Source organism: Kocuria rosea, assembly GCF_023715525.1.
GTDB lineage: Bacteria > Actinomycetota > Actinomycetes > Actinomycetales > Micrococcaceae > Kocuria > Kocuria rosea_A.
This window is the reverse complement of record NZ_JAMBOG010000006.1, coordinates 160,173-172,621: the sequence shown is the minus strand read 5'-3', so window position 1 is coordinate 172,621 and position 12,449 is coordinate 160,173. Positions and strand designations below refer to the sequence as shown.

Annotated in this window: 13 protein-coding genes and 1 pseudogene; 8 read left to right on the top strand and 6 right to left on the bottom strand. The window is 74.4% G+C overall.

The window, feature by feature from the left end; all coding sequences use genetic code 11:
• Window positions 1-50 precede the first annotated feature (50 nt).
• Entirely contained in the window at window positions 51-866 is an 816-nt protein-coding gene (locus M3185_RS06450; protein ID WP_251332844.1) for an alpha/beta hydrolase family protein, read from the bottom strand.
• 205 nt (window positions 867-1,071) lie between these two features.
• Here M3185_RS06450 and gndA point away from each other — a divergent pair, with 205 nt between their 5' ends.
• The 5 genes from gndA (at window position 1,072) to M3185_RS06425 (ending at window position 7,217) form a co-directional block, all read left to right on the top strand.
• Window positions 1,072-2,529: an NADP-dependent phosphogluconate dehydrogenase gene (gene gndA, locus M3185_RS06445; RefSeq protein ID WP_251332843.1), complete on the top strand. Its 1,458-nt coding sequence runs from the start codon at window positions 1,072-1,074 to the stop codon at window positions 2,527-2,529.
• Between the two features lie 340 nt (window positions 2,530-2,869).
• Entirely contained in the window at window positions 2,870-4,147 is a 1,278-nt protein-coding gene (locus M3185_RS06440; RefSeq protein ID WP_251332842.1) for an MFS transporter, read from the top strand.
• A 14-nt stretch (window positions 4,148-4,161) separates the two neighbouring features.
• Window positions 4,162-5,268 (top strand): NAD(P)-dependent alcohol dehydrogenase, encoded by a 1,107-nt coding sequence (locus M3185_RS06435; protein WP_251332841.1) that lies wholly within the window; start codon window positions 4,162-4,164, stop codon window positions 5,266-5,268.
• Between the two features lies 1 nt (window position 5,269).
• Window positions 5,270-6,169 carry a helix-turn-helix domain-containing protein gene (locus M3185_RS06430; protein WP_251332840.1) on the top strand — a complete coding sequence of 300 codons (900 nt, stop codon included), beginning with the start codon at window positions 5,270-5,272 and terminating at the stop codon, window positions 6,167-6,169.
• A gap of 61 nt (window positions 6,170-6,230) precedes the next feature.
• Window positions 6,231-7,217 carry an arsenic resistance protein gene (locus tag M3185_RS06425; protein ID WP_251332839.1) on the top strand — a complete coding sequence of 329 codons (987 nt, stop codon included), beginning with the start codon at window positions 6,231-6,233 and terminating at the stop codon, window positions 7,215-7,217.
• A 15-nt stretch (window positions 7,218-7,232) separates the two neighbouring features.
• Here the strand turns inward: M3185_RS06425 and M3185_RS06420 are convergent, their stop codons facing one another.
• A complete protein-coding gene (locus M3185_RS06420; protein ID WP_251332838.1) occupies window positions 7,233-8,144 on the bottom strand; it encodes a VOC family protein in 912 nt (303 codons plus the stop codon).
• Window positions 8,145-8,272: 128 nt separating this feature from the next.
• Entirely contained in the window at window positions 8,273-9,151 is an 879-nt protein-coding gene (locus M3185_RS06415) for a hypothetical protein (protein ID WP_251332837.1), read from the bottom strand.
• A gap of 141 nt (window positions 9,152-9,292) precedes the next feature.
• Between M3185_RS06415 and M3185_RS06410 the strand changes: the two genes are divergently transcribed.
• Window positions 9,293-9,790 (top strand): pyridoxamine 5'-phosphate oxidase family protein, encoded by a 498-nt coding sequence (locus M3185_RS06410; RefSeq protein WP_251332836.1) that lies wholly within the window; start codon window positions 9,293-9,295, stop codon window positions 9,788-9,790.
• A gap of 37 nt (window positions 9,791-9,827) precedes the next feature.
• Here the strand turns inward: M3185_RS06410 and M3185_RS06405 are convergent, their stop codons facing one another.
• On the bottom strand, window positions 9,828-10,046 hold the full coding sequence (locus M3185_RS06405; protein WP_251332835.1) for a hypothetical protein: 219 nt from the start codon (window positions 10,044-10,046) through the stop codon (window positions 9,828-9,830).
• A 91-nt stretch (window positions 10,047-10,137) separates the two neighbouring features.
• Here M3185_RS06405 and M3185_RS06400 point away from each other — a divergent pair, with 91 nt between their 5' ends.
• Both M3185_RS06400 and M3185_RS17355 read left to right on the top strand, forming a co-directional pair.
• The gene (locus tag M3185_RS06400) at window positions 10,138-10,320 is read left to right on the top strand and encodes a PspC domain-containing protein (protein ID WP_251332834.1); all 183 of its coding nucleotides are present in this window, start codon (window positions 10,138-10,140) and stop codon (window positions 10,318-10,320) included.
• A 606-nt stretch (window positions 10,321-10,926) separates the two neighbouring features.
• Complete coding sequence (locus tag M3185_RS17355) at window positions 10,927-11,388, top strand: hypothetical protein (RefSeq protein WP_251332866.1); 462 nt, start codon at window positions 10,927-10,929, stop codon at window positions 11,386-11,388.
• Between the two features lie 17 nt (window positions 11,389-11,405).
• Here the strand turns inward: M3185_RS17355 and M3185_RS17350 are convergent.
• Window positions 11,406-11,474, bottom strand: a pseudogene (locus M3185_RS17350) (hypothetical protein); the annotation flags it as partial.
• Between the two features lie 9 nt (window positions 11,475-11,483).
• Window positions 11,484-12,392: an EamA family transporter gene (locus tag M3185_RS06385; protein WP_251332833.1), complete on the bottom strand. Its 909-nt coding sequence runs from the start codon at window positions 12,390-12,392 to the stop codon at window positions 11,484-11,486.
• Window positions 12,393-12,449 lie beyond the last annotated feature (57 nt).

The window sequence follows — 12,449 nt, the reverse complement described above, 5'->3', positions numbered from 1 at the left end:
AATTGTTTCCTACAACAAATCGGCACCGGTCCCGAGAGCGCCGCCGGATCTCAGGGGAGCAGGCGCTCCAGCAGGTCCCGGCAGGTCCGGTAGGCCTTCTGGTCCGGGTCGATCACCGCGAAGTGGTCCCCGCCCACCTCGTGGAGCTCGGCGGGATCGCCGGCCGCGCGGGCCGCGGTCACGTAGTCCGCCGACAGGGCGAAGGGCACGGCGTCGTCGGTGCGGCTGTGCACGGCGTGCACGGCGGTCCCGATCGGCAGCGCGCGCGCCGGGTCGGCCAGGGCGAAGGGCCGCTCCAGCTGCGCGGACGTGCCGCCCATCAGGTTCCGGGCGGCCTGTTCGCTGAGGCCCAGCCGCTCGGCCGCGGCGAGGTCCAGCACGCCGGCCTGGCTCACCACACCCGCCAGGGTCACCGCCGGCCGGGCTCCGGGAGCGTCCGGGGGCAGCGTGTGCCGTCCGGCCGCCCACACCGCCAGGTGCCCGCCGGCCGAGTGCCCCAGCGCCACGACCCGGTCCAGGTCGAGGCCGCAGCGGCTGGCGATCGCGGCGAGGTGGTCGATGCCGGCGGCGACGTCCTCGAAGGTCCCGGGCCATCCGCCGGCGCCGGTCGCCCCGTCGGTGCCGGCGCGGCGGTACTCGAGGTTCCACACCGCGAACCCGTGCTCCACGAGGTCCTCGGCCACCGGCACGCCCAGCTCCGCGGTGTACTTGTCCCGCCAGTAGCCGCCGTGGACGACCACCACGGTGCCCCGGGGGGAGCGCCCGCCGCGGTCCGGCAGGTGCAGCCGGCCCCACTGGTCGGGGTGGGGCCCGTAGGAGTGCTGCTCCACCGGCGGCCGTCTCCGGCCGGACGGGGCCTGGGTCATCGTGGGACTCCCTCCGGGATCGCGGTGGCGGGCAGGGAGCGCCGGCTTCCGCCCCATCCCACTCTAGGGGCGAGGACTCCCCCCGGCGCGGACCCTCCCGTGCCGTCCCCCGTCACGGACGAGGGGGTCGCGGCCGGCGACGGGCCGTGGCAGCAGCGGCCCGCTGCTCGGTCCTGCCCGCCGGGGGGCTCGATAGGCTGGGGGCATGCCTGTTGAACAGAAAGCTCAGATCGGTGTCACCGGCCTTGCGGTGATGGGGGCGAACCTGGCCCGCAACTTCGCCCGGCACGGCTACACCGTGGCCCTGCACAACCGTTCCGTCGGCAAGACCGACGCCCTCCTGGCCGCCCACGGGTCGGAGGGGTCCTTCATCCGCACCGAGACCCTCGCCGAGCTCGTCGACGCCCTGGAGTCCCCGCGCCGGATCCTGGTGATGGTCCAGGCCGGGGCGGCGGTGGACGCGGTGATCGAGGCGCTGGTGCCGCTGCTGGCGGAGGGCGACATCATCATCGACGGCGGCAACTCCTACTTCCAGGACACCCGCCGCCGCGAGCGGGAGCTGGCCGCCCAGGGCATCGACTTCGTCGGTGTCGGGGTCTCCGGCGGGGAGGAGGGCGCCCTGAACGGGCCCTCGATCATGCCCGGGGGCCCGGCCAAGTCCTACGACGCGCTGGGGCCGCTGCTGGAGGACATCGCGGCCAAGGCCGTCGACGGCGCCCCGTGCTGCGCGTGGATCGGCCCCGACGGGGCCGGGCACTTCGTGAAGATGGTGCACAACGGCATCGAGTACGCCGACATGCAGGTCATCGGGGAGGCCCACGAGCTGCTGCGGGCGGTGGCCGGGCTGGAGCCGGGGGCCCAGGCGGAGGTCTTCGCCCGGTGGAACACCACGGAGCTGGCCTCCTACCTGATCGAGATCACCGCCCACGTGCTGGCCCAGGTCGACGCCCGCACGCAGGGCCCGCTGGTCGATGTGATCGTGGACGCGGCCGGGCAGAAGGGCACCGGGCGCTGGACGGTGCAGGAGGCCCTGGAGCTGGGCTCCCCGGTGACCGCGATCGCCGAGTCGGTCTTCGCCCGGGCGCTGTCCTCGGCGGAGCCGGCGATGCGCCGGCAGGCCCAGCAGGTGCTGCCGGCCGGGATCGGGGGGACCACCGAGGACGTGGTGGGTGACCCCGGGTTCGTGGAGGACGTGCGCAAGGCCCTCTACGCCTCCAAGCTAGTCTCCTACGCCCAGGGCCTGGACATGCTCACCATGGCCGGGGAGGCCTACGGGTGGGACCTGGACCTGGGGGCGATCGCGTCGCTGTGGCGGGAGGGGTGCATCATCCGGGCGCAGCTGCTGGAGGTCATCATGGCCGCCTACGCCGGGGAGCAGGCGCCGGCGAACCTGTTGTTCGCCCCGCAGTTCGTCACCGCGATCGAAGACGCCCTGCCGGCGTGGCGGCGGGTGGTGGCCCGGGCGGTGGAGCGGGGGATCCCGGCCCCGGTGTTCTCCTCGACCCTGGCCTACTACGACTCCCTGCGCCGGCCGCGGCTCAACGCCGCGCTGACCCAGGGGCTGCGCGACTACTTCGGGGCCCACACCTACCGGCGCGTGGACCAGGCCGAGGGCGTGTTCCACACCCTGTGGTCCGGGGACCGCACCGAAGTCGTCTCCTGACCCCACCCGACCCGGGCCTGCCCCCACATTCCGGCGCCGCAGGAGAGCCCGCCCCGCACACGGGGTGGGCTCTCCTCGATCCGCTCCGGCCTGAGCGGGCCGGGCGGGCACGACGGCCAGGCGCCGGAAGCACCCGATCGGCCGGCGGCACGGTCCACGACCGGTGAGCGGCACCCGGGCAGGGGCGGGGATGGTGCACAGAAGTATCAGTTCGCCGGGGATTTCCCGGCTAGTGTCATGGGTCACACCTTCGTAGATTTGAGGGCACCGGGCACCACCGGAACATCTTTCCGCTCGTCAGGTGCCTGTCCACCCGGTGTCCACGAAGGAGTGCCTCCGCATGTTCGGCATGCCGCGCCGCCTGCTCTTCGGCTATCTCGCCCTCGCCGTCTTCATGACCGGTGATGGTTTTGAGCTCACGTTCCTGTCCCGTTTCCTCGTCGAGAACGGCTTCTCGCCCACCCAGGCCGGCCTCGTCTTCACCGTCTACGGACTGGTGGTCGCGTTCTCCGCCTGGACCACCGGCGTGCTGGCCGAGGTCGTCGGCGCCAAGCGCCTGATGGTGCTCGGCGGCGTGCTGTGGATGGTCCTGCACGTCCTGTTCCTCACCGTGGGGCTGCAGAGCGTCGTCGGCACCATCCTCATCTACAGCCTGCGCGGGGTCGCCTACCCGCTGTTCATGTACTCCTTCGTGGTGCTGATCGCCCAGTCGGTCCACCCCGGTCGCCTGGCCTCGGCCATGGGGTGGTTCTGGGCCTCCTTCTCCCTGGGCATCGGCGTCATGGGCGCCTACGTGCCCAGCCTCCTGGTCCCGCGCATCGGCGAGTACGCCACCCTGTGGGCCTCGCTGCTGTTCGTCGCGGCGGGCACGGTGATGTGCGCCTTCCTCGTCCCGGGGGCGCCCAGGGAGGTGGACCTCTCCCAGAAGCTCCACGGCGAGGAGCGCACCCGCGAGCTGCTGCGCGGCGTGACCATCCTGGTGGAGAACCGGCAGATCGCGCTCTCCGTGGTCATCCGGGTCCTGTGCAACCTCACGCTCTACGCCTTCCCGATGATGATGCCGCTCTACCTGACCACCGGCGAGATCGGCGGCCAGGCGTGGTTCTCCCTGCCCGAGTGGATGACCCTCTGGGCGATCATGAACACCATCACCATCGGCGCGAACATCGTCTGGGGGCGGCTCGGCGACCGCTACGGCTGGATGCGCCAGATGCGCTGGTTCGGCTTCGGCGGCATGGCCCTCGCGGCTCTGGCCTTCGCCTACTTCCCCGTCTGGTTCGGTCCCAGCTTCCCGATGATGGTCGTTCCCGCCGTGGTCTTCGCCCTCTCGGTGACCGCCTTCGTGCCCATGGGCGCGGTCTTCCCGGCCCTGGCCCCCGAGCACCGTGGCGCCGCGATCTCGGCCCACAACCTCGCCTCCGGGCTCACCACGTTCATGGGCCCCGGCATCGCCACCCTGCTGCTGCCGGTCCTCGGCCCGGTGGGCGTGTGCTGGGTCTTCGCCGGTCTGATGGTCCTGGGCACCGTGACCACCTTCTTCATCCACCCGCCCCAGCCCGGCATCACGGCCGAGAACGGCCGGATGCTCCCGCGCCGCGAACGCCTCGCCGCCGCCTGAAAGGACCTGAGACCATGAACCCCACGACGCTCACGAACCCCACCAGCCCCACCACCGTCCCGACCCCGCAGGAGAGCACCATGGACGCCGTCGTCCTCGAACGCCAGCACGAGATCCGGGTCCGGCCCGTCCCCGGGCTGCGCCCCGTGGGCCCCGGCGAGGTGCGCATCGGCGTGCACACCGTCGGCATCTGCGGCAGCGACGTCCACTACTTCACGCACGGGAGGATCGGCCCCTACGTCGTCGAAGCACCGATGGTTCTCGGCCACGAGGCCTCGGGCACGGTGCTCGAGGTCGGCGAGGGGGTCACGCACCTGGCCGTGGGCGACCGGGTCTGCATGGAGCCGGGCATCCCGAACCCCCGCTCCCGCGCCTCCCGCCTCGGCATGTACAACGTGGACCCCGACGTGCAGTTCTGGGCCACGCCCCCGGTGCACGGCTGCCTGCAGCCGGAGATCCTCCACCCCGCCGACTTCACCTACAGGCTGCCCGAGCAGCTCTCCCTGGAGGAGGGCGCGCTGATCGAGCCCTTCGCGGTGGCGGTGCACGCGGCGACGAAGGCCCGGATCGCGCCCGGCGACGTCGTCGCCGTCGTGGGCGCCGGCACGATCGGCGTGCTCACGGCCGTCGCGGCCGCGGCGAGCGGCGCGTCCCGCGTGTACATCTCGGACGTGGCCCCGGAGAAGTTCGCCCAGGTCGAGGCCTATCCGACGATCCACCCGGTCGACGCCACCCGGCAGGACCTCGGCGAGGTGGTCCGCGAGGCCACCGACGGCTGGGGCGCCGACGTGGTGTTCGAGGCCAGCGGCAGCCCGCGGGTCTTCGGCTCCCTGTGGGAGGTGCCCGCCCCGGGCGGGACGGTCGTGCTGGTGGGGATCCCGGTGGACCCGGTGCCCCTGGACATCGCCGCGGCCCAGGCCCGGGAGCTGCGGATCGAGACCGTCTTCCGCTACGCCAACTCCTACCAGCGGGCCATCGAGCTGGCGGCCTCCCCGGCCGTGGACCTCAAGGCCCTGATCAGCGCGACCTATCCCTTCGAGGAGGCCGTCGCCGCGTTCGAGCGCGGTGCCGAGGGCCGGTCCACCGACACGAAGATCCAGATCCGCGTGGCGGGCGCCTGACGTGAACGTCACGGCACGGAGCTCGGCGGACGAGACCACCTCCCCGGTGCGGGAGCTCGTGGTCCCGGACCCGTCGAGCTCCGTGCGGTGGCACCAGCACGACTGGCCGCACCCGCTGGCCCGCTGGCACTACCACCCCGAGGTGGAGGTCCACCTCGTCCGGGAGAGCTCGGGCACGACGATGGTCGGCGACTACGCCGGGCCCTTCGACCCGGGCCACCTGAGCCTCATCGGCTCCTACCTGCCCCACAACTGGATCTCCCACCGCGACGACACGGAGGTGGTGCGCAACCGTGACGCCGTGCTGCAGTTCGACCAGGAGCGCTTCTTCGCCGCCGCCGAGGCGCTGCCGGAGCTGGAGTCCCTGCGCCCGCTGCTGCGGGCCGCCGCCCGGGGCATCGAGTTCCTCGGCCGCACGGCCGCCGAGGGGGCGGCCGCGCTCGAGGCCGTCGAGGGCACCTTCGGCCTGCGGCGCCTGGCCGCCGTCACCGAGCTGCTCGGCGTGCTGGCCGAGTCCCCCGAGGCCGAGCGCCGCTACCTCGACAGCCACGGCGGCACCTACCGGCTGGACGCCGGCGAGGCCGAGCGGTTCAACCGGGCGCTGGGCTACATCACCGACCACCTCGCGGACCGGATGCTGGTCCAGGACGTCGCCGACGAGGTGGGCCTGAGCCGCCCCGCCTTCTCCCGGCTCTTCGCCAAGGCCACCGGCGTGGGCTTCAGCCGCACCGTGATCCGCATGCGCGTGACGGAGGCCTCCCGGCTGCTGCGCAGCACGGACCTGTCCGTCGCGGAGATCTGCTACCGTGTCGGCTTCACCAACCTCTCCAACTTCAACCGCCACTTCCGCGCCACCACCGGCACGACGCCGTCCCGCTACCGCCGGATCGACCGGACCTGACCGCCGCACGGCAGCCGCCCCGCCGGCCGGGGCCGTGGGCCCGGGACCGTAGGGTGGGCTGATGACCTCGACGACGACCGTGGCCTGGCTGGAGCGCCACCAGGTCGCCCTGTACCTCGCGGCGATCGCGGCGGCCGTGCTGACCGGCTGGACGGTCCCGGGCGCGGAGGCCCTCGGCGCGGCGATCACCCCGGTGCTCGGGCTGCTGCTGTTCGCGACGTTCCTCGCCGTGCCGTTCACGGCGCTGGGCCGGGCCTTCGCCGACCTCCGCTTCCTGGGGGCGGTGCTCGGGCTGAACTTCCTGGTGGTCCCCGCGGTGGTGTTCGTGCTCTCGCGGGCGGTCGTCGACCGGGAGGCCCTGCTGCTGGGCGTGCTGCTGGTGCTGCTGGCGCCGTGCGTGGACTACGTCATCGTCTTCACCGGCCTCGCCGGGGGCGCGGCCGACCGCCTGCTCGCCGCCTCGCCGCTGCTGATGCTGGCGCAGACGCTGCTGCTCCCGCTCTGGCTGCTGCTCTTCGCCGGCCCGGCCGCGGTCGCGACGGTCGACCCGGGCCCCCTCGCGGAGGCGTTCCTGGTCCTCGTGGTCCTGCCCCTGCTGGTGGCCGCGGCGGTCCAACGGGCGGCGCCGCGGCTCCTCCTGGCCCGCCGGGTCGACCGCGTCATGGGCGCCGGGATGGTGCCGCTGATGGTCCTGACCCTGTTCACCGTGGTCGCCTCGCAGGTGCGCGGCGTGGGGGAGCGGGTGGCCGAGCTCGCGGCGGTGCTGCCGCTCTACGCCGGGTTCCTGGTCCTCATGGTCCCGCTCGGCCTGCTGGCCGCCCGGGCCGCCCGCCTGGACGTCCCCTCGGCCCGGGCCCTGGTGTTCGGCGGGGCCACGCGCAACTCGCTCGTGGTGCTGCCGCTGGCGCTCGCGCTGCCGGAGCGGCTGGCGCTGACGCCGCTCGTCGTCGTCGCCCAGACGCTCGTCGAGCTGGTGGGGATGGTCGCCCTGGTCCGGCTCGTGCCCCGGCTCCTGCCCGGCCGACGGGCCGTTCCCGGGCGCCGATGAGCCCCGCCCGGGGCGTCAGGCCGCGACGCCCACCTGGATGAGGGTGCTCCAGGGGTCCTCGAAGCGCAGCACGGCCCCGTCGTGGCGTGTGGTGATCCGGTGGTCCCTCAGCCGCGCCTCGAGGGCGGCGACGTCGTCGGCGGTCGGCAGGTCGATGTTGACCTGCCCGAGGCCCAGGGAGGCCGCCCGGGGGCCGGCCCCGGCGCTGTGCCAGGTGTTGAGCCCGATGTGGTGGTGGTAGCCGCCGGCGGCGACGAACAGGGCCGAGCCGACGTCGGCCATGACCTCGAAGCCGAGGATGTCCACGTAGAACCGCCGGGCGAGGGGGATGTCCCCGACCTGCAGGTGGACGTGCCCGAGGCCCGCCCGCGCGGCGGTGGGGCGGCCCAGGTCCTGCTCGCGCAGGTGGGTGCTCAGGAAGACGGTCGGGTCCAGGGGGTTGGAGGCCATGGTGACCAGGCCGCTGGGCTCGCGCCGCCACGTGTCCCGGGGGCGGTCGGCGTAGAGCTCGACCCCGTTGCCCTCGGGGTCGTCGAAGTAGAAGGCCTGGCTGACGAGGTGGTCGGCGCTGCCCGTGAACGACGTCGGCGCCACGGCGGCGACCGAGGCCAGGGCCGCGGCCAGCGCGGGCTCGTCCTCGAAGAGGACCGCGGTGTGGTACAGCCCCGCCTGCCCGCGCCGGGCCGGCGGGAGCTCCCTGACCTGGCGCAGCCGCACGACCGTGCGCCCATGGCGGCCCAGGACCGCGGTGTCCCCGGCGTGCTCGAGCACCTCCAGGGTGATCGCGCCGGTGTAGTAGGCGAGCATCGTGTCCAGGTCGGCGACGAGCAGCTCGACGGCGCCCATCCGGGTGCCGGCCGACAGCAGGTCCTCGGCCGGACGCGGCTGCAGGGAACGGGGGTCGGGGTGCTGGGCGAAGATCGGCATGGGACGGCTTTCCGTGGTGAGGACCGGAGGCGACGGCGCCCCCGCTTGTTGATACATCCTCAAGAGTAGCGCCGCGAAGGTTTCCCGTGCAAGCAAATGTTCTCGGGTGGGGCCGCCGGCCCGCCCGGTCAGAGCAGGAACACGAGCAGCAGGATGATCCCGACGATGACCAGGCCGAAGATGCCCCAGTTCTTGAGGGCGCCCGGATCGTCGTCCTCGACCCGGCCCGGGTGCGGGGCCGGAGGGCCGGCGGGCGGTCCGTACATCGGCGCCCGCGGCGCCGACGGCCCCGCGGGGCCCCCGACGGGCGGCACGCCGCCCGGGGCCCAGCGGGGGGCCTCGGGCGTTCCCGCGGGCGCCGACGGCGGCGCGGCGGCCGCCGGTCCCGCAGGGCCCGCCGCTCCCGGCAGCACCTCGCCCGACAGGGCCGGCCCGTCGGCCCGCGTGCGCTTCTCGGCCTCGCGCAGCACGGCCACGAAGCGCTCCAGCGCAGGGGAGCCGTCGTACTGTCCCGACATCAGCCGCTCGGCGCGGCGGCGCACCTCGCGGAAGACGCGGCCGTCGTCGTCGATCCCCAGGTCGCGGGCCGCCTCCGCCACGGCGATCGGGGGCTGGTCCGGCAGGGGGCGGGTGGCCCACTCCAGCAGGCCGGTCAGCAGGGGCCGCTGGAGGACGGGGGCCGCCGCGGCCCGGGCCCCCGGCACGCGGGTGAGCTCGAGCAGCCCGCGCGGCGGGGCCGACGGGCAGCCGGGCACGTCGCCCGGCGTCGACGCGGCGCGCTCGAGGTAGTGCCTGTCGTCGAACAGGGTCGCGAGCAGCACGGCGGCGGCGAACCGGTCCGCCTCGCCGGCGGGGCCCTGCGCGGTGCCGTCCCAGTGGGCGGCCAGCGCCCGGCGGGCGGGCTCGCCGGCCAGGCGGATCCGCAGCTGCGCGTCCTCGGGGCCGCGCACGGTCTCGGCCGGGTGCTCCACCGCGTGGCGCACCTGCGGGTCCAGTTCGAAGTTCATGGGGTCGCCTTCCGTCGTCGTCCGTGCCCCCATCGTCTCAGACGCTCCTGGGGGACACCCTCGTGCGAGCCGTGCCGCGGCTTGTAGGCTGGCCGTCCCGCAGCACCCCGATCCGAGAGAGCCCGAGAGAAGAGGACTGCCATGACCCACCGCAAGGACGGCGCCGACGACGGCACCGCGAAGGTGCGCGCCATCATCAAGAACACCCGCATCGCCCTGCTCACCCACGTGGACCCCGAGGGCCGGCTCGTGGCCAAGCCGATGGCCACCCAGGACGTCGACTTCGACGGCACCGTGTACTTCATCGCCGAGCGCGACTCCGACCAGGTGCAGCACCTCCAGCAGCGGCCTGCGGTCAACGTCGCCTACGCGGGCGACGGGGCGTGGGTCTCCCTCGCCGGCGCCGCCCGCGTGGTGGACGACGTCGCCAAGCTCAGGGAGCTGTGGGACACCTTCACCGGGGCGTGGCTCGAGGGCGGGCCGGAGAACCCGAACAACGTGCTGATCGAGGTCACCCCGGACACGGCCGAGTACTGGGACTCGCCCGGGGGCCACAAGCTCACGCAGGTGGCCAACCTGCTCAAGGCCTCGGTCACCGGTCGGCGGCTCAAGGGCGACAACGAGGTCGTCGACCTCTGAGCGTCCCCGCCCGCACCGGCCGCGGCCGGTACCGGGCTCAGGCGTCCTGGGCGGGGTCGGTGCTCTCGCCCAGGATGTCGTCGAAGGCCTCGCGCACGGCCTGCCGGGTGGCCAGGCGCACGCTCGCGGCGCTCTGCAGCTCGGCGGTGTCGGCGTCCGCGATGCGCTGACGCTCCTCCTTCTCCTGCTCCAGGGCGTGGTCCCGGGCCTGGCGGATGCGGTCCATGATCTCGTTGGCGTCCATGCTCCCAGCCAACCACGGATCCTCCGTTTTCGACAGGGGGCTGATGAACGTCGTGCGCAGTCATCTTCGGCGCCGGCACGGGGGCCGGCGGTAGGATCCGGCCATGACTGGTGCACTGGTTCGCCCCCGCCACGGCAAGCTCGTCGCCGGCGTCTGCGCGGCCCTGGCGGCGCGCCTCGGCCTGCCGACGTTCCTCGTCCGCCTCGGCTTCGTGGTCTTCGGGCTGGTCGGCGTCGGGGAGCTCGTCTACATCGCCCTCTGGATCATCATCCCGCAGGCGCCCTGAGCACCGGCGCCCTGACGACCGGTGCCCTGACCGCCGGAGACGGGCCGGCCGCGCGGGAGGCCACCCGGCGGACCGGCCGAGCTCGCACGCGTGGTGCAGGTCCCCGGGGACCGCGCCCTCGACGACCGTCCGGGCGAGGGCCTCGCCCAGCGCCGGGGCCTGCTTGAACAGGTTGTGCCCGGCCAGCGCGGTGACGCCGTCCTCGGACCAGATCCCCACACCGTCGTCGCCCCACGGCAGCCGGGTCACCCAGCAGTGCACGTGGCCGACCGGGGCCGGGTCGAGCCCGGGCAGGGCGCGCTCCACGTAGGCGACCGTCCGCTCGACCAGCGCGGCCAGGGCGGCGGGGTCGGCGACGCCCCCGTCGGGGTGGACACCGGTCGTCCCGCTCAGGCCCACCGAGAAGTGGCGGCCGTCGGGGTACGGCGCCGCGTACACGCCCGTCTCGCCGAAGGCCCCGCTGCCGTCCTGGAACGTGGGCAGCCCGTGGGCGGTGCCGGAGCGCACGGCGAACGTGGCGCGGGCGTGGGCGGCGGGGGCCACGGGCAGGGACAGTCCCGCCCCGCGCGCCAGGGGAGCGGTGCCCCGGCCGGCGCAGAGCACCACGTGGTCGTAGGCCTCGACGCCGGTGCCGGTGCGCACCTCCACGCGGTGCGGCCCCGCGCGCCCGACCGCGAGGACGTGGTCCTGCACCAGGGCGTCGCGCAGGCGCCCGGTGAGCGCCCCGACGGCCGCGAGCGTGCGGATGGCGCCGCCGTCGACGTCGAGCATGGCCGGGCCCGTCCACCCGGCGAGCAGGGGCAGGCGCTCGTGCAGCTCCTCGGGCGCCAGGCGGCGGGCGCGGACCTCCGGGACCTCCTCCAGCGCCCGCAGCTTGTCCTCGACGCCGTCGCCGATCACCACGGCGCCGTCGGGGGAGATCAGCTCGACGCCGAACTCCCGTTCCCACTCCCGCCACAGGGAGCGGCTGTGCGCCACCAGGGCGACCAGCCGGGGGTCCTCGTGGGCGTGGCGGAAGACCCGGGACCGGCCGGCGGACTGCCCGCCGCCCGGGCCCCGGACTCGTAGAGCGTCACGTCGGCCCCCCGGCGGCGCAGGGCCTGCGCCGTGGAGAGCCCGACGATCCCGGCGCCGATCACCGCAGTCCGTGTCATGACCCCGACCTAGCGGGAGCCGCCGGTGGAGGACGGGTCCGCGGGTGCGGCCTCCGGGGTGCCGCCGACCATGACGACGGCGCTCGCGGCCACGACGAGGGCCATGCCCAGCAGCTGCGGCACGGCGAGGACCTGGTGGAGGACCACGAGCCCCGCCAGGGCGGCGACGGCGGGCTCCAGGCTGAGCAGGATCCCGAAGACGGCCGGGGGGATGCTGCGCAGCGCCAGCAGCTCGAGCGAGTAGGGCAGCACCGAGGACAGCAGCGCGATGCCCACGCCCCCGGCCAGCACGCTCCCGGTCAGCGCGGGGGCGTGGGCGGTGGCGATCCCCACCGGGGTCACGAGGGCGGCGGCGACCACGAGGGCGACGGCGAGCCCGTCCAGCTGGTCGAAGTGCCGTCCCGCCGAGCGGCTGCCCAGGATGTAGGCCGCCCAGCCCGCGCCGGCCAGCGCCGCCCAGGCGATGCCGCCGAGGTCCAGCTCCCGCCACGGCACGGTGAGCGCCTGCGAGATGAGCACGACGCCCGCGAGCGCCGCCACCACGGCGGCCATGTCCCGCAGCCGCCGGGACAGCACCGCCGAGAGGGCGAGCGGGCCCAGGAACTCGATGGTCACGGCGACGCCCAGCGGCAGCGTGGCGAGGGACTGGTAGAACGCGAAGTTCATCCCCGCGAGGGACGCCCCGAAGAACAGGCCCGCCCGCCAGGCCTGCCCGCTCCGCCCGCGCAGCCGGGGACGGATCACCGCCACCATGAGCACGGCGCTGATGAGCAGGCGCATGGTCACCGTGGCCGAGGCCCCGATCAGCGGGACGAGCACGGCGGCCAGGGCGCCGCCGAACTGGACGGAGACGACCGCGGCCAGCACGTACAGGGTGGGACGCAGCTTCGTGCCGGGGGATGAGGCGAGGGTGGTCACCCGTTCAGGGTAGGGGAACGGCCCGGCCGCCCCGGTGGGTGCCGGGGCGGACGGGCC